Origin of the sequence: Porticoccus sp. W117, assembly GCF_030341905.1 — a bacterium.
In the GTDB taxonomy this organism is placed as follows: domain Bacteria; phylum Pseudomonadota; class Gammaproteobacteria; order Pseudomonadales; family Porticoccaceae; genus SCSIO-12696.
In genome coordinates, this window is sequence record NZ_JATAAF010000011.1 from 44,330 (window position 1) to 65,696 (window position 21,367).

The following is a 21,367-nucleotide window of genomic DNA, read 5'->3' on the forward strand; positions in this document are numbered from 1 at the left end:
TCGATTATGGTGGCGATCAGTATGCGGCGGTAATATTCCTGACACGCCGTGGATACATCCCTGTAGGCTCTTCTGCGGCATCCTTGCCGCAGACGGTCAGGAATATTGCCACCGCATACTGATCTTCATATTTGGCGTCGGCAGTGCTCAATTACCGTCATTGCGAGGAGCCCGCAGGGCGACGCGGCAATCTAGTGGCTTTTACCCGAAGACTCTGGATCGCCGCGCTTCGCTCGCGATGACGCCATTCTTACAGATTCCGTTGGAATAATTTGAGGGCTTTGCTATGTTGCTCCCTTAATAAGGGAGTTGAAGTGTTAAAAAAACTGAGTCGTTTGAATTAACTGTTATACCTTATGAAAGATTTAGATAAGCTCGAAGACGAAGTATATAACGAAGAAACTTTCATTCTATTCTTGGAAGCCCTTGCTGCTGACAGACTAGATGAGGAAGAAAAAGAGAAGGCTAATCCAAGTAATCCATATGATAGAGGTCATAATGGATGGGAGCATGGAACTATTGGGCAGTATCTTGATGCGTCTGCTGCATGGGCAAACTCATCAATTAATGGATTGCCACTCATGCCAAAAGAGATTAATCCCTGGAAGCGTATGGCGCAAATATTACACGCAGGAAAAATATACGAGTGAGGTATAACAAGTTGCTGTATCGGACGCGCAAGTGGCGCCCGTGTTTGAAGTGTCTATGTGTCATGAGCACTATTGAGTGAATTGTATTTTGGTTGGGGATGATTGCGAATGTGCTCATGATCTTTGGAACAGGCTAGTCGAATAGAGACCATATTGGCAGGCTGGCTGGTGATTGGGGAACCGGTTTTATACCCCGATCACGATCTGGCTGACAATCCCAATACTTAGCCATTCCTGCAACTGCCCAGCCATTACTTCACCCACCTGTTGTTCGGGCATAACCGTCGCCGCTTGCTCACACAAGTCGGCAAAGTTGCCGCCGCGCAGTGCCAGTTGCAGGCTGTTCCATTCAAGGGGCTCGCAGGAACGGAATTCTGACAGTCGCTCGATGCTGCGCCACATCAGCCACAGGCTGTCCGGTTGTTCTGTGGCAGGTTCTGGTGCCTGTTCGGCGCGCAATTGTTGCCAGCTTTCCACACTGTTCCAGCGGGCGTTAAAGAGTTGCACACTGGGGTGCAGCCGCAGTTGCATGTTTGGCCACTGTTCCGGGGCTAATTGCTGCAATTCTGTGAGTGTGGAGCGGGGTACTTCCGGGGCGTCGAATACGTCCAGCAGCAGGCGTTCAAAAGCGGCGATTTCGGCAATGATCGGGTGGTTTTTAAAAGGCTCTGTAGTGGCCAGATAAGTGGGCAGTTGGTTGGCAAACTGACGCAGGGAGCGATAGTGGGAAGGGTGTTGCTGGGTGTAACCGGCGACCATTTCTTCGAACAGATCGTCCCCCAGGTAGAGGCCGAGTATTTCGTGGTCGTTGTCGATGGCCTCTCGCAGGCGCAAGCGGTAGGCATTGCGGTAAATGCCGAGGCGGGTATCCGCACCCAGCTTGTCGTCATCCAGCACCAGGTTGTTGATGCTGCCCTGGCCTTCGGTCAGGTAGGCCATAAAGCGTTTTTGCAGTTCGATCAGTTGCGTCACGCCAATGCGGCTCCGTGATTTGTGATCAGGTCTTGTGCGGGCAATTGCTGCTGGGCAATGGTTTTGGCCTGTTGCAGTTCTGCGTAGAGTTCTTCGAAAGAGGGAATGTTGTCGTCCCGCTCGATCATGGTGCTGACTGCGCCAAAGCGTTGCAGGGCTTTGCCGTACAGGTGCCACACCGCATCCGGTACGTCGTGATCGTGAGTGTCGATCACGTAGTCGCCGTAGTCGGAGTGACCGGCGAGGTGAAATTGTTGCACCCGCTTGGGGTCGATGCCCTGCAGGTAAAGGTCGGGGTCGAAGCCGTGGTTGCGGGCGCTCACATAGATGTTGTTGATGTCCAACAGAATCAGGCAGTCCGCCCGGTCTGCCACCGCCTGCAAAAACTCCCATTCCTCCATCACCGAATCCCGGTAGCTGAGGTATGAGGAAACATTCTCTACCAGTATTTGCTGGCCGAGAAAATCTTGCACCTGGCGAATGCGGGCGGCCATATGCTCGATGGCTTCTTCCGTATAGGGCATGGGCAGCAGGTCATGGCTGTTGACGCCGCCCTGAGAGGTCCAGCACAGATGGTCGGAGAGCCAGCGGGGTTGCACTTCGGCGGCCAGGGTTTTCAAACGCCGCAGGTAATCCATGTCCAGCGGATCGGTGGAACCCAGTGACAGGGACACCCCGTGCATCACCATCGGGTAGCGTTCGCGCACCTGGTGAAGGTAGTACTTGGGCTTGCCGCCGCCGATCATAAAGTTCTCGGAAATCACTTCGAACCAGTCGATGTCTGGCTGGTGATCGAGTACATGCTGGAAGTGGTTGGTGCGCAGCCCCAGGCCGAAACCGAGAAACTGTCTGTCCATGGATATGTCCTGATGCATAAAATGAGAATACCACCGGGCGAACCCGGTGGTATAGGACTTAACCTGAATCCGTGACTCCAGAGCGGCGCATAGTGCAAGCTCTTGATTCCACAGCGGTTTAAAAAATACCCACTTAACCTAGGGGTGAAGCTAAGATTTTTCAATTCCACTGTGAAACCAATATCTTACGCTCTGCATCCACTCTGAAGTCACGGAATCAGGTTTGATACAACAATAAAGCGGCGATCAGGGGCCGACTTTACCGCCAATATCCGCGCAGGCTTTTGCGGTGGTGGCGACAAAACCGTGGCCTTTGCAGCTGGCGTGGCCAGCACAGGCGTTTTCGGCGGTTTTGCAATCGTTGTGGCCTTTGCACACATTAACGCCGTAGCAGTGCACCAGGTCGGCTTTTTTAACGGTGCCGCGCCAGGCATCTTTGACGGTGCCGCCAACGTCCACACAGGCTTTGGTTGGCATGGCAACAAAACCGTGGCCTTTACAGCTGCCGTGGCCGGCACAGGCATTTTCTGCGGTTTTGCAGTCGTTGTGGCCTTTACACACGTTGGCGTTGTAACAGTGTGCCAGGTCGGTGGTGGCAGAGTGGTTGCCAGCAAAGGTGGCACCAGCGGTCAGTGCGCTAGCGGCGGCTACTGCCAGAGCAATGCCGGTGCGTTTGGCGATTTCAGGTTTGTTCATGATAGCTTTCTCCATAGTGTTTTATACAGAAGAAGGAGGGATGTAATGCATAACTATAATAAGCCGACCGGTCGGTCGGCTAACAGATAAGAGAGCAGGGCGAGAGTAAAGTTCCGTAAAGGACGAGTTTTATTTGCTGTGGGTCAGATAACCCACCAGCGGGTCGCCGCCGGTGTAGTTTTCCAGGCTGGAGAGAGAATCGATGAACAGGTAAAACAGTTCCGCCTGTGAACAGACATCCAGTTTGGCGTAGCTGTTTTTGCGGTGCAGCTTGACGGTTTCTGGTGAGATGCCCAGTTTTTCGGCAATGGAACGAGTGGAGTGGCCGTGCAGGAACAGTTGCACCACCTGGGTTTCCCGGTCGGTGAGTATGGAGCGGCCAAAGTTGTCCAAGGCGCTTTCCAGCTGGTGAGGCAGGTTGGTGTTGTCACCATTGACGATTTTTTGCCCCCAGTGCTGGCGACAGAGTTCGGCAATCAGAGGGGTGATTTCTTCCAATACCTGAACATCGCGCCGGTTGATGCCCTGACTGGTCTGGGTGCGACCCAGAGCGATGTTGATACCAATGCCTTCGCCCAGACTCAGGTTGTAGCCAAACTCATCCGTCAGGCCGGTGTAACGGTAGTAGCTGCGGTAGTATTCGCTGCTGCCAAAGCCGTTGGGAACAATATTTTTAAGGCGGTAAAAACCGTTGACTTCATTGTCGGCAATAGCGCGAAAGCAGGGGTCAAGCAGGTAGGCGCCTTCCATAAAACGTACTACGTTCACTTCCCGTTCTGAAGAAGGTAAGTCGTTGTATGCCAGCAGCGGCTTCTGGTTTTTACGGTACAGCAGTACCAGGGCGTTATTAAACGATACCAGCCGTTTCAATACAGCGACCAATTGGCCCGGAAAGGAGTCTGACCCCAGAGTGGGGAGAAGTGAGGCTACCGCTTCGCTAAAAACATCAAGGTCGCTACGCATCGGGCAATCTTATCTGCAATGCCGTTGCGTTGGCAATTATTTGACGGTATTCATTTTGTTGCTGGTGAATAGAATAATGGAATGGCACTGGGGCCATTCCATTATTGGGGTTCGGTTTACGCCGCTTTGTCTGGGCGCTGCCACTTACCCTGCTCTTCCATATCCTTCATGGTGGCCTCAATAGCCTTCCTTAAGGTATTGACGATAAAGTCCACATCGTCGCGGTCAATCACCAACGGTGGTGACATCACATTCAAATTGACAATGGGTCGCACAATCAATCCCAGAGCGTCGGCGTGGTTGGCAACGCATTTGCCAATGTCCAGTTCATCGGGAAACAGTGCCTTGGTTTCTTTATCTTGCACCATCTCTACGCACACCATCAGGTGCGAACCGCGCACATCGCCAACAATCGGCAGATCTTTCAGGGTGGCAACCTGCTGTTGGAAGTAGGGGCCCAGCTCCTTAACATGGCTGAGGAGATTTTCCCGTTCCATGATTTCGATATTTTTCAGGGCCGCCGCGCAAGCAACCGGGTGCGCAGAATAGGTATAACCATTGGCAAAACAGCGGCCGCTATCGGCTTTTGCGATTACCTTGTGAATACGGCTGGAATAGATGCAGGCGCCCAAGGGTTGGTAGCCGGAAGTGATGCCCTTGGCGCTAATGATAATGTCCGGCTGAATATCAAAAAGAGTTTTGCTGGTGAACCATTCTCCAAGGCGACCAAAAGCAGTAACCACTTCATCGGACACGTACAGAATGTCGTGTTTCTGGCAAAGCTCCCAGGTTCTGCGTTGATAGCCTTTGGGTGGCACGATCACCCCTCCGGCACCAAGAATGGGTTCGGCGAAAAATGCAGCTACTTTATCCGCGCCCAGCTCGTTGATTTTGTCTTCCATTTCTTCAATCAGGGAATCGAGAAAATCCGCTTCATTCATGCCCTGTGGTGCCCGGTAGTAATTGGGGGAAGACAGGTGGTGGATGGTGTCGCGGATAAAGTCGAATTCTTCCGGGTGATCGCCGGGCTTACCGCCAATAGACATAGCCGCGTAGGTGGTGCCATGGTAAGAATTAATTCGCGACAGGATGTGTTTTTTCTCATGCAGGCCGCGACAGTTCTGGTAGAACTGAATCAAACGGTAAGCTGTATCCACAGCTGTGGAACCGCCACAAGTGAACATGGTGTGATTCAAATCACCCGGTGCCAGCTCCGCCAGCTTTTTTGCCAGGGTGGCGGCGGGTACGTTGGTGAGATCAACAAAAGCGCTGGCATAGGCCATTTTTTTGGTTTGTTCGGCAATGGCTTCTACCATCTCGTCTCGACCAAGCCCGATGTTGGTGCACCACAAACCGCCGACGGCATCCAGGTATTTATTGCCATCGGTATCGTAAATGTAGGCACCTTCAGCAGCGGCAATAGGGAGCGCGCCTTCCTCAGGAAAAACATCCAGAAGTTGCCAGGGGTGTGTGTGATGATTTTTGTCAGCTGTATTGATTTCAGTGCTGTCAAATTCATTAAAGTCTACGTTAACGGTCACGGTTTTATTGCCTCTTTACTCAGTGTTTTGTGAGCTTATTGGGAGGGGTTGATCTGTGGTTATACCCTGTTAAGGGAGGTGTAAATATTTTTTAAAAATACAATTAATTTTGCAAAAAATATTGTTAAGAATTTTCATGCTCAGCCTTTCTAACCAAAAACTCTCCCAATGCCATGGTGATGATGGCCCCTAAAAACACCGGCCATTGCATGCCTTCTGCCGGCGTCCAGATAAACAGAAATAGCGCCAGCGCTATAACAAATAAACAGCTGTAGGCAGCGATCCGGGCGAACAATTTGCCGCCGGGGACTCGAAAGGGACGGTGACGTTGTGAATCCATTTTTCTGAGTTTTAAAAACGCCAGCATCATGCCCACATAGGTGAGCAGAAAGATAACCGCACTGAACGAAAATAATGACCAGAACAGGTCTTCGTTTGATGAGGCGATCAGGCCGTAAAACAGTAATACCAGTGTGCTGACCACACCCATGGCAATGGCTGCCCCCATAGGCGTGCCGTTACGCGGATGGGTTTTGCCCAGTATTTTGGGTAGCTCACCATCCAGGGCCGCTTCCGCCATGGCTCGGTTGCAACCCATTGCCCAGGTCACCCCATTGGATAAAAACGTGTAGAGCGCCGCGATGCCCAGAACGGTGACAAACGCAATTCCCAGCGAGCTATCGCCAAAGAAAAGGGTCAATGTATCCACCAGACCTTCAACCAGATTGACATCGGCCACCGGTACAGCGGCCAGTATTGCCAGTGTTCCCAGTACATAAAACAGCAAAATGATGCAGCCGGAAAACAGTGTGGCTCTGGGCAAGTCTCTGGCGGGGTTTTTAATTTCATCGGCACTGGCAGACATCAGCTCAAACCCCAGCATGCCGTAAATGATAGCGGGGATGTATTCCAGGCTGCCGCTCCAGGTAGGCGTCAAGGTCTCCCAGGAAATGCGATTGGCCATGCCGTTTTCCTGAACATAATTCAAGCCGCCGATAATTAGCGTGATGAAAATAATCAGTTTGAGAATGGCGCCCACATTGGGCACCCACTTGCCAACTTTTAATGTGACGATGTTGACGATCACAGAAACCCAGGACAGCACAATGCCGATAATGATTTGTCCCGCAAGAGACAACTCGGGGGCGAACAGTTGTTTGAATACACCGGCAAATAAAATAAATATGGATGGGTTCCACAGCGCGGTGTTGACCCAATAGGCCCAGGATATTCGCGACCCCCAACGCTTTCCGTAGGCGTTCCTCACCCAGGCGTATACACCGCCTTGTTCCGGGTAGGTAGTGCCCATTTCAGCGCTGATCAAGCCGAAGGGTAGAAAGAAAATAACCGCGAGAAATAACCACCAAAACAGGCTGGATACACCCACGGAAGCGGCCGCGGCCAGAGTGTCCAGCAACAAAATTGCCGACACGGTAAACAGTGTCAGGTCTCTGGCTTTGAGTGTTTTTATGTGATTGATGGACATGCGCATACCCGGCAAATTAAAAATATTTTTTGAGCTCTTATGTGCCGTATGTTGGCGCACTCTCAGCTCGACGTTTAATTACCTTAGCGTTATTCGGCTTTGACGATACCCTACCTGATGGGGATATATCCCCTGTTCTTTTAACGGTGACATCGTGTTTACACAACTTGTTTACAAAGCAACGCCGACCAAAAAAACGTCGGCTTAAAAAATTCCGTTATTTTTGGAGGATAACCCGATCATGAAGCACGTTCACAAGCCGTTGTACTCTGCAATGCTTCTCGCTGGCGCTGCCTGTGCCGTACCAAATGCCTACGCCGATGTGCTGGAAGAGGTGGTTGTCACCGCGCAAAAACGCGCGCAATCCGTAAACAGTATTGGTGTTTCTGCCAATGCATTTTCCGGCAATCAGCTCAGCGATCTCGGCGTGGATAACGCTGTTGATCTGGGTGCAGTTACGCCGGGCTTAATTGCGGTGAACGTAACTTCCGGTGGTACTCCTGTATTTGCCATTCGCGGTATCGGCCTGGATGATTTCAGCCCCAATAATACCAGTGGTGTGGGTGTTTATACCGACGAAGTATTTGCCAGTAACCCGGCATTTTTGGGTGGGCAGCTGTTTGATGTGGAGCGTGTGGAAGTCTTGAAAGGCCCACAGGGAACACTCTATGGAAAGAACACTACCGGTGGTGCGATCAACTTTATCAGCAACAAACCCACCGATGAATTTGAAGGTTCTTTCGAGGCCAGCTACGGGCGTTTTAACACCCTGGAAATGACGGGAGTGGTCAGCGGTGCCTTGTCCGATACAGTGCGAGGCCGCCTGAGTGCCAATTTTATCGACAGTGACGGTTGGCAAACAGACGTTGCCACCGGCCAGGAATTTGGCAGCGACGAACGCTTTGCCATTCGCGGCATTCTGGATTTTGACCTTGGTGAAACCGGCAGTGCCATGCTCAAGGTGTATCACAGCCAGGACAGCTCCAAACCGGTTTCTCCCGATGTGCAAGGCCTGGGGGATTTCTTTGGCGACCCTTCCTTTGATGCACTCAACTCTCCGTCAGATCCCAGCTTGGTGACTGCCGGTGACCTGATTGTGGATCGCGATGAAGATGGCAGTGGCGTATCCCTGCACCTGCAATACGAAATGGAAAACTTCGACTTTATTTCCATTTCCGCGTTGGATCAGTACGACCGTCAGGTGGTGGATAACTACGGCGGTTCTGCAGCGGCGATTCTGGATTTGTTTCAGGACAACGAAATGGATCAATGGTCCCAGGAATTTCGCCTGGTGAGCAATGGCGACGGAGATTTTACCTGGGTGGCCGGGGTGAATGTTTCCAATGAGGAAGTGACCGTTGTCGATACCTTTGACGATTCCTATTTGGTGACCGATTCCACCAATATCAGCTTTGTGTTTGATCCGGCGGATGTGGCTGAGCAGGGTCTTGATTTACTCACCGGGGATTACGTCCAGGAAACCGATTCCTACGGGCTGTACCTGCACACCGAAACCCAGTTAAACGACGTGCTGAAACTCACTGTGGGCGCGCGCTACTCATACGACGACCGTTCATTTAACGGTGTTGCCACCAACAGCGATGCTGCCGGCTCATTCAACGATGTCATCACCTCGTTGAATGAAAGCCAGACAGACAGTGCCTTTACCGGAAAGGTCGGCCTGGACTGGAACGCCAGCGAAGATGTGTTGGTATATGGCAGTGTGTCTACCAGCTACAAAAGCGGCACTTACTACGGCGCCGCGGTATTGGACGATGTGGGCTGGGCCTACGTGGATCCGGAAGATGTCACCGCCTTTGAAGTGGGTTTCAAGGCCACTTTGCTGGATGGAGCCATGCAGTTTAATGGTGCCGCCTTTATGCTCGATTACGAAGATCGCCAATCCCTGATCAGTTTGGTGGTGGACGACTTTAGTAACTTTCTGGGCTTTCCGGTAGTGGACACCACACTGGTTAATGTGCCGGAGTCTGAAAGCCGCGGCTTTGAGCTGGATTTGACCTGGGCGGCCACCGACCAATTGAGCATTGTTGCCGGTGTGGGTTACCTGGATAGCGAAGTGACCCGCGCGCCCACCGCTGCTGATATGCGTGGCATCAACCCGGACCCCAGTGTCAATGATCAGGCGACTATCGACGGTACCGGTTTTGTGGATGCCCTGGCGGGGCCGCTGACCGCCGGGTCGGTGCTTTCCCAGGCGCCAGAGTGGAGTTATAACGGTCTGGTGGCTTATGAGATTCCTCTCGACGATGAGATGAGCATCACCCTGCAAACCAGCTACAGCCGTGTGGATAGCCAGGTAGCGCAGCTGGCGGATGCCAACGCCGAGTACGGGCCGGTGAAATCACTGGATGCGCAGATTACTCTGGAGCAGGTGGACGGTTCCTGGGAAGTGGCGTTATTCGGGAAAAATATCACCGATAACGATTCGGAAACCTATTCGTTCAGCAGCTTTGCTGGCCGCTCGGTATACCGCCAGAAACCGGCAACTTATGGTGTTAAGTTCAAATACCTGTTTCAGTGAGTGCCCCTGAACAGCTAGCACCCTTCTGATAAACCCTCTGCGCCCCGGCAGCATTCCGCTGTCGGGGCGTTGCCTTCTTTAGTAACCCTAGTACCGCCGGGTAACGATGTAATCAGCTACCGCGCGCAGGCCATCGGCCCGCTGGTCAAACTCAGACAGAGCGTCCAGGCTGTCGCTGTATAGCTGTGCGGCTTTTTGTTTGGCGCCTTCCAGCCCCAGCAGCGACGTGTAGGTAGGTTTGTTGAGAGCCTGATCGGCGCCCTGGCGTTTCCCCAGCACAGCGGTGTTGCTTTCCACATCGAGAATATCGTCCTGCACCTGAAAGGCCAGGCCCACAAGGCGACTGTATTTTGCCAAGGCGGTTAGCTGGCTGGCAGAGGCGCCAGCGCTGAGGGCGCCCAGCTGGATACTGGCATCGATTAAAGCACCGGTTTTCAGGTGGTGCATTTGTTCCAATTGCTGCAGGGAAAGGGTCTGGTCAACCGCCGCCAAGTCAATAGCCTGACCTGCCACCATACCCTGGGCGCCTGCCGCCTGGGTCAATTTGGCGATCATTTGCAGGGCTTGCTGCGCCGGGGTGTGGTCGAGCTGGGTTAGCTGTTCAAAAGCCAGCGCCTGCAGAGCATCGCCGGCGAGAATGGCGTTGGCCTCGCCAAAGCGCACGTGGCAGGTAGGATTGCCCCGGCGCAGGTCGTCGTCGTCCATGGCGGGCAGGTCGTCGTGAATCAGCGAGTAGGCGTGGATCAATTCCAGAGCACAGGCCGCCCGGTCGGTGTCCGTATTTATATCGCCCACTGCCATTGCCGCGCCATAAGCGAGCATGGGGCGCACCCGCTTGCCGCCATTAAGTACGCTGTACTCCATGGCCTGGTGCAGTGAGTTGGCATCAGCATGGGCGCTCAGGCAATGGTTAAGGGCCGCGTTGACCCGCTCCAGAGTGATTGCCTGGAGTTGTTCCAGTGGTGAGGTCATTGGTTGTCGGGGTCGAAAGGTTGCTCGCTGAGTTCGCCGTTTTCCCCACGGGTGAGAATGGCCACTTTCTGTTCCGCTTCCGCCAGCGCCTGTTGGCATTGGCGGGTAATCTGGATGCCTTGCTCAAAAGCCTTGAGGGACTCCTCCAGGGACATTTCGCCCTTTTCCATGTCGCTGACCAGGGCTTCCAATTGACCTAGTTGTTTTTCAAAATCAATGGCTTTGCTGGAGCTGGATGATTTTTTGCCGGCCACGGTAACTCTCTGTTTTCTGAAAGCCTGCCACCCTAACGGAGCCATATCCATGGGTCAATCCATCGATGATAAAAAGCGCCGTAGTGGTGGGGGTAGGAAATAGATTACAAAAAAATCAGAATTTTACCGATAGTATCCCGTCGCCCACATTGGCACACTGGCTTGGCACTGAAGCACACCATCATGGATGTTCCCCTCCCACGGATGACACGGATGTTTTGTAAGGTGGCTCCACGGTTGGAGACTATACTGCTTTAAACCCCCAGGCTCGCGCTTGGGGGTTTTTCTTTTTCTGGTCTGTATGCTTGACAGTGTCTGCGGTGCAGGTATGCTGAGGGTAACTGTCACGCGGCGGCCTGCTGCCGCTTTGCAACAGGAGGTGCTACCTTCTTCAGCATCCCACAACAGCGTCGATGGCACCGGCCATTATCCGCTATCAGCCACCGGGCTCAACAGCCCGCTGCTTACAGTCTTCTTTGCGCTTTCACAAAACTATTTAACGTCTTTTTTAGAAAACCCCGCCTGGATTGTCCGGCGGGGTTTTTTATTTCCAGCACAATTGAAAATCCAGGAGGAGTGACGCTGTGCAACCGATGATCCTGCGCCTTAATCTGGCAGGCCAGCCCATTGAGTGGCTGGGTTGGCAAGACGCGGTCTGTATGTACTCGCGAGAGCTGGTGAAATGGACAATGGGGGATGTCGTGCAACGGGTGCACGGTGGTTATTCCCGTTTTACCGGCGAGCGTACTGTGGTGGAACTGCCCAGCATTATGGCTTGTGGCGGCGAACGCATGGCCCAGCCGCGCAGGAGTTACCCGCTGAGTAACCGGGCATTGTTTGTGCGCGATGCCTACCTGTGTATGTATTGCGGCCGCGACTTTGAGGCCAGCGAGCTCACCCGTGATCACATCCGCCCCACCTCGCGCGGCGGTAAAGACTGCTGGAAAAACGTGGTGTCCGCCTGCCGGCGCTGTAACCAGCACAAAGCGGACTATCTGCTGGAAGAAATTGGTATGGAACTGATTGCCCTGCCGTACCGCCCCAACAACGCCGAATACCTGGCGCTGATTAACAGCCGACGGATACTGGGGGATCAGATGGAGTTTCTGCGCGGGCAGTTCTCCAAGAATGCGAGGTGGTTGTAAAAAGCTGCGGGCGGCGAGCAGATCAAGCGTGATTGCTATCCTGAGCGGCGCTCATTTGAAGGAACCGTCATCCTGAGTCGCGCAGCGACGTGAGGATCTCACAACTATCAGAGCCTGAGATCCTCACGTCGGCTACGCTTCCTCAGGATGACGAGTGGCTGGATTTGCTCGCAGCCCGCGGCTCGTGGCCCGATGCGAATTCATAACACCGCTCCACCTTAACAACTTCCACTTTATACCGCTCATACCACCGCTCTCGCCCAAGCTGCTGCGCTTCCATGTGCTCACTATTGGCCTTCCAGTTTTTAATGGCGTCCAGTGATTGCCAGTAGGATATAGTGATTTCTGTTTCGCCTTCGCAGGCGCTTTCCATACCGATATAGCCCGGTTGCTGTTCTGCCAGTTGGCGCATGCGCTCTGCAGTGCGACTGTACTGGTCGCCTTTGCCGGCGGCGGTGGGTGTGGCGGTAAAAATAACGGCGTAGGTCATAGGGGGCGTTCTCAATTAGAGAGCTGTTGCTGCTGGAGCCCATTTTTTCTCTCAGCAAGGCACCGTGAGTGCCTTGTAGTTACTCTACATAAGCGAACGGTAACACCGCTGAGGGGAAAAATGGGCCCAGCCCTTCGGGTTGCGCCTGAAATGGCGCCATACTGTGTTATTCGTCGCTCATTTGGAATGACCAAACCACTCTCCTCATGCCTTGCCTGGCACCATTTCAGGCACAACAGCAATAACTCTCTAATTGAGAACGCCCCCTAGGCCCTCAGGCTATTGATAAAGGTGACGGCGATCAGCAGCGGGCAGACGTAGCGCACGTAGCCTGGCCAGATTTTCCAGAACAGGGTTTGCTCGGCCTGTTCCATACCCTGTTTAATTTCTTCCAGCACCTTATTGCGGTGCATCACCCAGCCGGCAAACAGGCACAGCACAATGCCCAGCAGCGGCTGGCTGTATTTGGTGGTCAGATCCACCACAAAACCAAAGGCCGCATCGCCGCCGAGAACGATAAGCGTACTGATGGCAAAAATGGCGCCGCCAATCAGCCAGGCGGCTTTCGGGCGTGGTTGGTTGTGGTTTTCCACCGTGTAGGCCACCGGTACTTCCAGCATGGAGATGGATGAGGTGAGGGCGGCGATGGTCATCAAGGCAAAAAATGCGAAACCAATAAACTGGCCGGTTCCCCCCATGGTGTCAAACAGGGCGGGAAGGGTCTGGAAAATCAGCCCTGGCCCGGCAACCAGGTCGCCGTTGCTGAAAATTTCCACACCGTTATTTTGCGCCACAAACATGGCGGGGATTATCAGCAGGCCGGCCATAAAGGCGATGCCGGTATCCACCACAGTAACAATGGCTCCTAGCTGGGGCAGGTTTTCCTGTTTGCTGATGTAGGAACCGTAGATCAGCATGGTGCCCACACCCAGGGAGAGGGAAAAGAACGCCTGACCCATGGCTTCTACCATGATGGTGGGGTTGGTGATCTGGGAAAAGTCCGGGTTGAGGTACAGCGCCAGGCCATCTGCAGCACCGTCTTGCAGCAGCACGTAAACAATCAGTGCCCCCAATAACAACAACAGGGATGGCATCAATCGACTGGACCACTTTTCAATGCCTTTTTCCACGCCGCGGCTGATCACCCAGATAGTAGCCAGAGCAAACAGCAGGGTAAAAAACAGGCTGCGGCTGGCGCTGCTTTCCACCAGCCAGCGGGCGGCGCCATCGCAGCCCAGGGCGGTGGCCACCGGCTCCGCCAGGTGAGCGATCATCCAGCCAGCGACGATGCTGTAAAAACTCAGGATCAGGCTGGCTATCAGCACTGCGTACAGCCCAGTAAATTTTCCGACGGTACGTGCACGATTGCTGCCAGCTATCTCACTGAGTGCGCCCACCATATTGGAGCGGGTGTGGCGGCCAATGACCAGTTCTGCCATCAGTGCCGGATAGGCGAGTACAAAAGCCAGCACGAAGTACAGCAGCACAAAGGCGCCACCACCGTTTTCCGCAGTATTGGTAGGGAAACCCCACACATTGCCGAGCCCCACTGCCGATCCGGCAGCGGCCATAATGAATCCAAAACGCGAAGAAAACTGGCCTCTTGCTGCTGCCATGGTCTACCCTCAAGATAATAGTTTTGCCGTATCATACCTATTCCGGGTAGGGGCCAACAGTTGAAAATAACTTTTAACAATGTTTACTGGTCAACTGTTGTGCAGGTTCTATGGCCATCCAAACGTCTTTCACATAACCACAGATAATTAAGAGAGCAACCCATGAAAGCATCCGACTTGTTTGTTAAATGCCTGGAAGAAGAAGGCATCGAGTACATTTTTGGTGTTCCCGGTGAGGAAAACGCCGACTTTATGATGTCTCTGGAACAGAGCGATCAAATTCGTTTTATTCTCACTCGCCACGAACAGGGTGCGGCTTTTATGGCGGAAATTTACGGGCGCCTGACTGGCGACCCCGCAGGCTGCCTGGGTACTTTGGGGCCGGGTGCCACTAACCTCATTACCGGTGTTGCCGACTCCAATATGGACCGTGCACCCATGCTGGTGCTCACTGGCCAGGGTGCTTCCACCCGCTTGCACAAAGAGTCCCACCAGGTGATGGATGTGGTGGGTATGTTCGAGCCAGTCACCAAATGGGCCACCCAGGTAATCCATGCCGACAGCATTCCGGAGATTACCCGCAAGGCGGTGCGCTTGGCGCGCACTGAAAAACCCGGCGCTGTGCACGTAGAGCTGCCGGAAGATATCGCCAAATGGGAAACCGACAAGAAGCCTCTGGCGGTGAAAAAATTCCGCCGCTCGGTGCCGGACGACAAAGCCATCGACCGCGCGTTTGAAAAGATCAAAAGTGCCAAGCGGCCACTGATTGTTGCCGGCAACGGCTGTATTCGCCGCCGTGCCAGCAAACAGCTGCGTATGCTCTGCGAAAAAACCGGTATCGGCGTGGTCAGCACGTTTATGGCCAAAGGCTGTGTGGACATGGATGCGGATTACTGCCTGTACACCATCGGCCTTGGCGCCAAGGATATTGTCTCCTGTGCGGTAGATGCTGCCGACCTGGTGATTACCATCGGCTACGATATGGTGGAATACCACCCGAGCCTGTGGAACCCGGACGGCGACAAGGAAATTGTGCACATCGACTTCCTGCCCGCCGAGATCGATGAGAGCTATCACCCGGAAGTAGAAGTAGTGGGCGATCTGGCCCACGCCCTGTGGATGCTCAATGAGCGAGTGGATGCCGCTGGTGCCCTGGAATTTGATCTTGACCAGCAAAAAGCCGTGCGTCGCGACATGTGGGCTGAATTTACCGCCCACAAAGACGACGACACCGAGAATTCAATTCGCCCTCAGAAGGTTCTCTGGGATTGCCGTCAAGTGATGGGGCCAGACGATATTCTGCTGTCCGACGTGGGCGCCCACAAAATGTGGATCGCTCGCCATTACCAGTGTCACGAACCCAATACCTGCCTGATTCCCAACGGCTTCTGCTCCATGGGCTTTGCTCTGCCGGGCGCCATCGCCGCTGCCCTGGTACACCCGGACAAGCGCATCCTCGCCATTTCCGGCGATGCCGGTTTTATGATGAATGTGCAGGAGATGGAAACCGCCCGCCGCCTCAACTGCAACCTGGTGGCCATGGTGTGGGAAGACAACGCCTACGGCCTGATTGCCTGGAAGCAGGAAAACGAATTCGGCAAACACACCGAACTGGATTTCGGCAACCCCGACTGGATTCAACTGGCCAATGCGTTTGGCTGGCACGGCCACTTTGTTGCCAACAGCCGCGACCTGGCCAGCTCCCTGGAAGCGGCCTTTAACGAACAGGGGCCAAGCCTGGTGGTGGTGCCTATCGATTATCGCGAGAACGGCATTTTGACCGAGCGGTTGGGTAAGGTGACTTGCTCGATTTGATCGAACAGGTCACTCCTGACTTTCCCTATGTCATCCTGAGGGAGCGTAGCGACCGTGAGGATCTCAGAGCCTTCAAGTGGTGAGATCCTCACGTCGGCTTCGCCTCCTCAGGATGACAATATTGAAGTAGATATTCCCTATGACTGACCACTTCCCCCCAATGATCCACGGCGCCACCGACAAGGGAGAGTCGTTGTCCGTTTCCTCCCCCTACAGCGGCGAGCACATTGCCACGGTGGCCCTGGCCGATGAACAGCAAGTGGAGCTGGCCCTGAATACTGCCTACGCCCTGTTTCGAGACCGCGACCAGTGGTTGCCGTTACAGCGGCGGGTGGAAATATTGGAAGCCACGGCGGTACTGATGGCCGAGCAGTTTGATGAACTGGCCAACGGCGCTGCCGAAGAAGGAGGCAAGCCGCTGCTGGATTCACGGGTGGAAGTGCAGCGGGCCATCGATGGGGTCAAACTCTGTGTGGAACACATTGCCCAGCATGCCGGTGGCGTGGTGCCGATGCCACTGGCAGATCGCATGGCCTTTACCCAGAAAGAACCCATTGGCGTGGTGGTGGCGGTCAGCGCCTTCAACCACCCCCTTAACCTGATTGTCCACCAGGTGGGCCCGGCCATTGCGGCGGGATGCCCGGTGATTGTTAAACCGGCTCAGGATACGCCACTGTCCTGTTTGCGTTTTGTGGAATTACTGCACCGGTCGGGTTTGCCGGAGCAGTGGTGCCAGGTGGCGATACCCAATTCCCTGGAATTGGCCACCGCTCTGGTAAGCGACAGGCGAGTGGGTTTCTTTTCGTTTATTGGCAGCGCCAGAGTGGGCTGGATGTTGCGCGGCAAACTGGCTCCCGGTACCCGGTGCGCTCTTGAGCACGGCGGCGCGGCGCCGGTTATCGTCGACGCCAGTGCCGACTTGGGCAAGTTGATTCCGGCGCTGTTAAAAGGGGGCTTTTACCACGCTGGCCAGGTGTGTGTGTCGGTGCAGCGGGTGTATGTGCCCAACGCGCTGTTGCAGAAAGTCGCTGAACAATTGGCTAAAGGCGCCTCCAAACTGGCGGTGGGCGACCCGCTGGCGGATGCCACCGAAGTGGGGCCGTTGATTCGCGCTGCCGAAGTAGAACGGGTTCACCAATGGGTTCAGGAAGCCGAGCAGCAGGGTGCGAAATTGAAAGTGGGCGGCCGTATATTGGGCAATAATTGCTACGCCCCCACTGTGCTGGTCAACCCGCCGGACGATGCCCAGGTGAGCACCCAGGAAGTGTTTGGCCCGGTGGTGTGCCTGTACGGCTACGACAAACTGGACGACGCCATTCGCCGCGCTAATAGCCTGGATGTGGCCTTCCAGGCGGCGGTATTCAGTCAGGATATCGACCGCGCCATGACTATCTGCCACTGGCTGGATGCCTCAGCGGTGATGATTAACGAACACACCGCCTTTCGTCACGATGGGATGCCGTTCGCGGGGCTGCGCCACTCTGGGCTTGGCGTGGGTGGCATAGGTCACACTATTGATGAAATGCAGATCGATAAAATGACAGTGATGCGCGTCACATCACACTGATTTTTCCAGCGCTGCTTCGTAGTCCGTTGCTTTATGGCTGTGCTAATCTAGCGAAATAATAATTAACAACAACGGATTGCCTGCCATGACCATCGACGAAATTTTTAAACGGGTTCAGCAACTGCCTCCCGGATTACCGCAAATCGCCCAGGAAATTCTGCTGGCGTTTGAAAACAATGCGGATGTAGACCTCAAAGTCATCGCTGACAAAATCTCCCAAGATCAGGTCATCGCCGCCAAAGTGCTGCGCCTGGCCAACTCCGCCTACTTTGGCGGTGCCCGCAATGTGGCCACCCTAGACCAGGCGGTGGTGTTACTGGGTATGTCGGCACTGCGCACCCTGGTGGTGGCATCCAGCGCCACTGGCATGTTCCCGGATATGCCCGGCTTCGATAAAGAGACTTTCTGGAAACACAGCTTCCAGGTGGCAAGCCTCTGCCAAAAACTGGCAAAAATCGCCGGGCTGGACGCCAACGTCGCCTTTATGTGCGGCATGCTGCACCGCATTGGCGACCTGCTGATTCGCATGGCCAACCCGTCATTGAGTGCCGACATCGATAGCTACGAAGAAATGGGCGCCTGCCGTGCCGAAAGCCAGAAAAATCTGATGGGTCTGGACTACGCCGAAGTGGGCGAAGCCCTGGCGCAACGCTGGGACTTCCCGGAAGTCATCCAGCACACCATCGCCCACCAACTGGAACCGCAACATTACGAAGGCGAAGAAAACTACGCCGCGCTGTTGGCCGTAGCCGATCACCTGCTGTGTTCAGTGGCGAAAGAGCTGGATGAAAGCGATGAAGAATACTACCCGGAAGCGGCGGCCAGATTGTTGGCGTTGTCACGAGATAAAGTGTTGGATCGGTTGGAAGAGGTGATGGAGGCTAGTGGGGAAGAGTTGGCGGTGGTTTGAGTTATTGATTATCCTACACCTATTGCTCATCAATCACTCTATCAAGGAAGATTTTATGAAAATTATTGCTCTGGGTTTTTCATTATTTTTAATGCAAGTTTTCCCCATGGGATGGGTAAGAGCTGTGCTGCCTTTAGGGGAGCTATTTTCCGGACTACCCAAATACATCCAGTACTTTACAAATTTAGCCATAGTGTTGGCCCTCCTTGGGACAGTAGTATTTTTCTTTTTGAGGCAATGTGAAAAAAGGTACAGATTGCCCGAAACCGTCCCTGGCCTGAAATGGATGGTGTTAGGCATTGGTCTCTATTGTTTATATGTACTTGTTTGGTCCATTGCCGCGTCTATACTTGGTGGTGGCTCTACATTTGTTTTCCTGCAATTTGCCAAGTACTTGCTAGTCCCGTCTAAAGTTTGTCTCCTGATAGGTTCTATTAAGGTCTTGCTGGCGTATCAGATTGCCAAGGTGGCCTAGTAGATATTGTCATCGCGAGCGTAGCGTGGCGATCTAACGACTTCGCTTTTAGGCGATCTACTATTTAAGAGTCATTGGATTACTTTACTTGAGCTACCCAACTGTTATGCTATACGTGTTTTACATGTATAGCAAAAGAGGTTGTCATGTTAGCTATTCGATTACCCAAAGACGTTGAGGATCGCCTGACGCAGCTTGCCAACAGAACTGGTCGCACCAAAACATTCTATGCACGGGAAGCTATTCTGGAGCATTTGGATGAGATGGAAGAAAGGTATCTGGCTATCAGCCGTTTGGAAAACCCCGGCAAGCGCTGGACATTAGACGAGATGGAGCAAGATATTGACCTGGAAGGTTGAATTTGACGATGCGGCCGCAAAGGAGTTGCGCAAACTCGACCGCCAAGCCCAAAAAGAAATCCTACGCTACTTTCGTGAGCGCATTACCACCGATGAAGATCCCCGCCGATTTGGTAAGCCTCTGTCCCGTGACTTGGCAGGGCTATGGCGCTACCGGGTTCGCAACTACCGAATGATCTGCCAGATTAAAGATGATGTTCTTGTGGTATTGGTGCTGACCGTTGGCCACCGCCGGGATGTTTACGGTTAACTGCCTGTCGCAATGACGGCTAAAGAAACTACTCTTCAGCCTGCCACTTCTCCATAAACCCTTTCGCCCCCTCTTTACCCAAATAGCGCTTTAAATACTTGCTGGGCATTTTGCGCATATCCACCAGAATGAGCCCGTCCAGTGAGTCGTTAAACACTTTGTTTACCGAAAAGCAGACAAACTTGCCGTTCAGGGACAGGTAGTGGCGCAGCAGGGTAGGCAGGCCTTTGTCTGGGTCGCAGCGGCCCACCAGTTTGTTGAGGGCGGAAACGTGTTTCAGAGATTTCAGCATCGCCTGTGACCAGGGCTTTTTCGACACTTTCAACGGCACAATGGGGTTTACGTCTTCCATGTACTCCTGATCCGCAGGGAATGCGGTAACCATGCTCTCGGCGATCAGTGCGCGGGCGAAGTTGGAGTATTCGCGGGAGATGCTCACCGCACCAAACAGGGTGTGGTATTGCGGGTTCTTTGCCACATATGCACCAATGCCTCGCCACAGTAAATCCAGCACCATGGGGTGGCGCTGGTATTCTGGGTAGACAAAGGAGCGGCCCATTTCCAGTGAACAACCCACTTTGTCCAGGTATTCGCGATCAAAGTTGAACAGGGTGCGAGCGTACAAAGCATCCATGCCATGTTCGTCGGCAATGGAGTGGGGATGGCCAATACGGTAGCCACCGGCAATGCGCTGTTCGTTTTTGTCCCAGATAAACAGGTGCAGGTAGTTGGGGTCGAAGCGGTCGGTGTCGATGGAGTTGCCGGTACCTTCGCCCACATCCCGGAAAGTGACTTCCCTGGCGATACCAATTTCCGTCATTACCGGGCCCAGGCGATCGTAGGGCACACAGTACACATCGAATGTATCGCTTTCGATCAGGCGAAATTCCGTCAGGGTTTGCAGGTGTTGATGGGCTTCACCGCCGGGTTCGGGGATTTTTGCAAACGTCAGGCCGGAAGGAGCGCTGGCGCGTTCGTATTGCAGGTTGAGAAAGTCCGTGGCCAGGCGCAGGTAGTCGGTAATGGCGCGCTCGTTTTCAAGGTGGCGCACTTCCGCCGGGGTAATGGGCTCGCCAATGGTCAGCGACAGAGTGCTGTTCTGCTTGTTGGTCAGCTCGCGGGGCAGCATGGCGGTGCGCAGTTTCGGGTGAATCAGGCCCAGTGAGTAAAACAGTTTGCTGTTGTAGCCACCCACGTGGATGGGCAGGCAGGTAGCGCCGCTGCGTTGCAGCAGTTTGCCCGCCAGGCGATTCCAGGGCTGGTCTTCAATACGGCGGTTGCGCACGTTGATGGCAGACACTTTGCCCGCCGGGAACATCAGCAGAGCGCCGCCTTCTTCCAGGTGGCGAGACACCTGGCGAATGCCGCGAATGTTTTCACGGGCGGCGTTTTCCGACAGCACGTTAACGCCCACAAAGATGGATTGAAATTCCGGGATGCGGGTAAGCAGTTCGTTGGTCAGTACTTTGATGTCCGGGCGAATAGCCATCAGCAGTTTGGTGATGGCAATACCTTCCAGACCACCCAGGGGGTGGTTGGCGACAATCAACAGAGGGCCGCTGCGGGGAATTTGCTCCAGGCTCTGTTCGCCGCCGGGGGTGTGCAGGCGAATGCCAAGGTAGTTGAGGGCAAAATCCAGGAATTCCTGGGTGTCGGCATTCTCCGGGCGCTGCTCGTAACAGGCCGCCAGGCGGTGCAGGCCAAGAATGCGCTCCACGGCAACCGCCATGGGGCGGCTTTTCAGGGCAATGCGAAACGGGTTGGTTGCAGTCATAGTGCGTTAACTCGCTTTCGGTTTATTTCTACT

General features: G+C 54.0%; 21 protein-coding genes. 10 read left to right on the top strand and 11 right to left on the bottom strand.

The window, feature by feature from the left end; all coding sequences use genetic code 11:
• Nucleotides 1-356 precede the first annotated feature (356 nt).
• Nucleotides 357-650 (top strand): DUF7660 family protein, encoded by a 294-nt coding sequence (locus QSV34_RS09500; RefSeq protein WP_289154107.1) that lies wholly within the window; start codon nucleotides 357-359, stop codon nucleotides 648-650.
• 186 nt (nucleotides 651-836) lie between these two features.
• Here QSV34_RS09500 and QSV34_RS09505 read toward each other — a convergent pair whose 3' ends face one another.
• The 6 genes from QSV34_RS09505 to QSV34_RS09530 form a co-directional block, all read right to left on the bottom strand.
• Nucleotides 837-1,622, bottom strand: a complete 786-nt coding sequence (locus QSV34_RS09505) for an HvfC/BufC N-terminal domain-containing protein (protein ID WP_289154110.1) — start codon at nucleotides 1,620-1,622, stop codon at nucleotides 837-839.
• Entirely contained in the window at nucleotides 1,619-2,479 is an 861-nt protein-coding gene (bufB, locus tag QSV34_RS09510; RefSeq protein ID WP_289154112.1) for an MNIO family bufferin maturase, read from the bottom strand. The genes QSV34_RS09505 and bufB overlap by 4 nt, the downstream gene beginning before the upstream one ends.
• A gap of 246 nt (nucleotides 2,480-2,725) precedes the next feature.
• Complete coding sequence (bufA2, locus tag QSV34_RS09515; protein ID WP_289154113.1) at nucleotides 2,726-3,175, bottom strand: BufA2 family periplasmic bufferin-type metallophore; 450 nt, start codon at nucleotides 3,173-3,175, stop codon at nucleotides 2,726-2,728.
• A 129-nt stretch (nucleotides 3,176-3,304) separates the two neighbouring features.
• A complete protein-coding gene (locus QSV34_RS09520) occupies nucleotides 3,305-4,138 on the bottom strand; it encodes a LuxR C-terminal-related transcriptional regulator (RefSeq protein ID WP_289154115.1) in 834 nt (277 codons plus the stop codon).
• 116 nt (nucleotides 4,139-4,254) lie between these two features.
• Nucleotides 4,255-5,679: an aminotransferase gene (locus QSV34_RS09525; protein WP_289154117.1), complete on the bottom strand. Its 1,425-nt coding sequence runs from the start codon at nucleotides 5,677-5,679 to the stop codon at nucleotides 4,255-4,257.
• Nucleotides 5,680-5,803: 124 nt separating this feature from the next.
• A complete protein-coding gene (locus QSV34_RS09530; protein ID WP_289154118.1) occupies nucleotides 5,804-7,165 on the bottom strand; it encodes an APC family permease in 1,362 nt (453 codons plus the stop codon).
• Between the two features lie 241 nt (nucleotides 7,166-7,406).
• Between QSV34_RS09530 and QSV34_RS09535 the strand changes: the two genes are divergently transcribed.
• Entirely contained in the window at nucleotides 7,407-9,707 is a 2,301-nt protein-coding gene (locus tag QSV34_RS09535) for a TonB-dependent receptor (protein WP_289154121.1), read from the top strand.
• A gap of 87 nt (nucleotides 9,708-9,794) precedes the next feature.
• Here the strand turns inward: QSV34_RS09535 and QSV34_RS09540 are convergent, their stop codons facing one another.
• Together QSV34_RS09540 and QSV34_RS09545 are read right to left on the bottom strand one after the other, a co-directional pair.
• Nucleotides 9,795-10,679 (bottom strand): polyprenyl synthetase family protein, encoded by an 885-nt coding sequence (locus QSV34_RS09540; RefSeq protein ID WP_289154123.1) that lies wholly within the window; start codon nucleotides 10,677-10,679, stop codon nucleotides 9,795-9,797.
• Nucleotides 10,676-10,933 (bottom strand): exodeoxyribonuclease VII small subunit, encoded by a 258-nt coding sequence (locus QSV34_RS09545; RefSeq protein WP_289154127.1) that lies wholly within the window; start codon nucleotides 10,931-10,933, stop codon nucleotides 10,676-10,678. The genes QSV34_RS09540 and QSV34_RS09545 overlap by 4 nt, the downstream gene beginning before the upstream one ends.
• Nucleotides 10,934-11,261: 328 nt before the next feature.
• Here QSV34_RS09545 and QSV34_RS09550 point away from each other — a divergent pair, with 328 nt between their 5' ends.
• Nucleotides 11,262-11,513: a hypothetical protein gene (locus QSV34_RS09550; protein ID WP_289154128.1), complete on the top strand. Its 252-nt coding sequence runs from the start codon at nucleotides 11,262-11,264 to the stop codon at nucleotides 11,511-11,513.
• Between the two features lie 13 nt (nucleotides 11,514-11,526).
• The gene (locus QSV34_RS09555; protein WP_353738378.1) at nucleotides 11,527-12,078 is read left to right on the top strand and encodes an HNH endonuclease; all 552 of its coding nucleotides are present in this window, start codon (nucleotides 11,527-11,529) and stop codon (nucleotides 12,076-12,078) included.
• A 142-nt stretch (nucleotides 12,079-12,220) separates the two neighbouring features.
• Here the strand turns inward: QSV34_RS09555 and QSV34_RS09560 are convergent, their stop codons facing one another.
• Both QSV34_RS09560 and QSV34_RS09565 read right to left on the bottom strand, forming a co-directional pair.
• A complete protein-coding gene (locus QSV34_RS09560; protein ID WP_289154131.1) occupies nucleotides 12,221-12,568 on the bottom strand; it encodes an antibiotic biosynthesis monooxygenase family protein in 348 nt (115 codons plus the stop codon).
• 266 nt (nucleotides 12,569-12,834) lie between these two features.
• Nucleotides 12,835-14,184 carry a sodium-dependent transporter gene (locus QSV34_RS09565; protein ID WP_289154133.1) on the bottom strand — a complete coding sequence of 450 codons (1,350 nt, stop codon included), beginning with the start codon at nucleotides 14,182-14,184 and terminating at the stop codon, nucleotides 12,835-12,837.
• Between the two features lie 162 nt (nucleotides 14,185-14,346).
• Here QSV34_RS09565 and QSV34_RS09570 point away from each other — a divergent pair, with 162 nt between their 5' ends.
• The 6 genes from QSV34_RS09570 to QSV34_RS09595 all read left to right on the top strand — a co-directional run bounded on the left by QSV34_RS09570 (nucleotide 14,347) and on the right by QSV34_RS09595 (nucleotide 19,560).
• Nucleotides 14,347-15,999, top strand: a complete 1,653-nt coding sequence (locus QSV34_RS09570; RefSeq protein WP_289154136.1) for an acetolactate synthase large subunit — start codon at nucleotides 14,347-14,349, stop codon at nucleotides 15,997-15,999.
• Between the two features lie 139 nt (nucleotides 16,000-16,138).
• Entirely contained in the window at nucleotides 16,139-17,566 is a 1,428-nt protein-coding gene (locus tag QSV34_RS09575; protein ID WP_289154139.1) for an aldehyde dehydrogenase family protein, read from the top strand.
• Nucleotides 17,567-17,651: 85 nt separating this feature from the next.
• Nucleotides 17,652-18,476, top strand: a complete 825-nt coding sequence (locus QSV34_RS09580) for an HDOD domain-containing protein (RefSeq protein ID WP_289154141.1) — start codon at nucleotides 17,652-17,654, stop codon at nucleotides 18,474-18,476.
• A 55-nt stretch (nucleotides 18,477-18,531) separates the two neighbouring features.
• Nucleotides 18,532-18,951 carry a hypothetical protein gene (locus QSV34_RS09585; protein ID WP_289154142.1) on the top strand — a complete coding sequence of 140 codons (420 nt, stop codon included), beginning with the start codon at nucleotides 18,532-18,534 and terminating at the stop codon, nucleotides 18,949-18,951.
• 146 nt (nucleotides 18,952-19,097) lie between these two features.
• A complete protein-coding gene (relB, locus tag QSV34_RS09590; protein ID WP_289154143.1) occupies nucleotides 19,098-19,310 on the top strand; it encodes a type II toxin-antitoxin system RelB family antitoxin in 213 nt (70 codons plus the stop codon).
• The gene (locus QSV34_RS09595; RefSeq protein ID WP_289154145.1) at nucleotides 19,294-19,560 is read left to right on the top strand and encodes a type II toxin-antitoxin system RelE family toxin; all 267 of its coding nucleotides are present in this window, start codon (nucleotides 19,294-19,296) and stop codon (nucleotides 19,558-19,560) included. Before relB ends, QSV34_RS09595 begins: the two co-directional genes overlap by 17 nt.
• Nucleotides 19,561-19,588: 28 nt before the next feature.
• Here QSV34_RS09595 and QSV34_RS09600 read toward each other — a convergent pair whose 3' ends face one another.
• Nucleotides 19,589-21,334 carry a bifunctional lysophospholipid acyltransferase family protein/GNAT family N-acetyltransferase gene (locus tag QSV34_RS09600; RefSeq protein WP_289154148.1) on the bottom strand — a complete coding sequence of 582 codons (1,746 nt, stop codon included), beginning with the start codon at nucleotides 21,332-21,334 and terminating at the stop codon, nucleotides 19,589-19,591.
• Between the last annotated feature and the right edge of the window lie 33 nt (nucleotides 21,335-21,367).

Coding starts and splice junctions, on each gene's coding strand:
- QSV34_RS09500 (WP_289154107.1), top strand. CDS start 357: ATGAAAGATTTAGATAAGCTCGAAGACGAAGTATATAACGAAGAAACT.
- QSV34_RS09575 (WP_289154139.1), top strand. CDS start 16,139: ATGACTGACCACTTCCCCCCAATGATCCACGGCGCCACCGACAAGGGA.
- QSV34_RS09585 (WP_289154142.1), top strand. CDS start 18,532: ATGAAAATTATTGCTCTGGGTTTTTCATTATTTTTAATGCAAGTTTTC.
- bufB (WP_289154112.1), bottom strand. CDS start 2,479: ATGGACAGACAGTTTCTCGGTTTCGGCCTGGGGCTGCGCACCAACCAC.
- QSV34_RS09560 (WP_289154131.1), bottom strand. CDS start 12,568: ATGACCTACGCCGTTATTTTTACCGCCACACCCACCGCCGCCGGCAAA.
- QSV34_RS09530 (WP_289154118.1), bottom strand. CDS start 7,165: ATGTCCATCAATCACATAAAAACACTCAAAGCCAGAGACCTGACACTG.
- QSV34_RS09550 (WP_289154128.1), top strand. CDS start 11,262: ATGCTGAGGGTAACTGTCACGCGGCGGCCTGCTGCCGCTTTGCAACAG.
- QSV34_RS09555 (WP_353738378.1), top strand. CDS start 11,527: ATGATCCTGCGCCTTAATCTGGCAGGCCAGCCCATTGAGTGGCTGGGT.
- QSV34_RS09600 (WP_289154148.1), bottom strand. CDS start 21,334: ATGACTGCAACCAACCCGTTTCGCATTGCCCTGAAAAGCCGCCCCATG.
- QSV34_RS09580 (WP_289154141.1), top strand. CDS start 17,652: ATGACCATCGACGAAATTTTTAAACGGGTTCAGCAACTGCCTCCCGGA.
- QSV34_RS09570 (WP_289154136.1), top strand. CDS start 14,347: ATGAAAGCATCCGACTTGTTTGTTAAATGCCTGGAAGAAGAAGGCATC.
- QSV34_RS09535 (WP_289154121.1), top strand. CDS start 7,407: ATGAAGCACGTTCACAAGCCGTTGTACTCTGCAATGCTTCTCGCTGGC.
- QSV34_RS09540 (WP_289154123.1), bottom strand. CDS start 10,679: ATGACCTCACCACTGGAACAACTCCAGGCAATCACTCTGGAGCGGGTC.
- bufA2 (WP_289154113.1), bottom strand. CDS start 3,175: ATGAACAAACCTGAAATCGCCAAACGCACCGGCATTGCTCTGGCAGTA.
- relB (WP_289154143.1), top strand. CDS start 19,098: ATGTTAGCTATTCGATTACCCAAAGACGTTGAGGATCGCCTGACGCAG.
- QSV34_RS09520 (WP_289154115.1), bottom strand. CDS start 4,138: ATGCGTAGCGACCTTGATGTTTTTAGCGAAGCGGTAGCCTCACTTCTC.
- QSV34_RS09565 (WP_289154133.1), bottom strand. CDS start 14,184: ATGGCAGCAGCAAGAGGCCAGTTTTCTTCGCGTTTTGGATTCATTATG.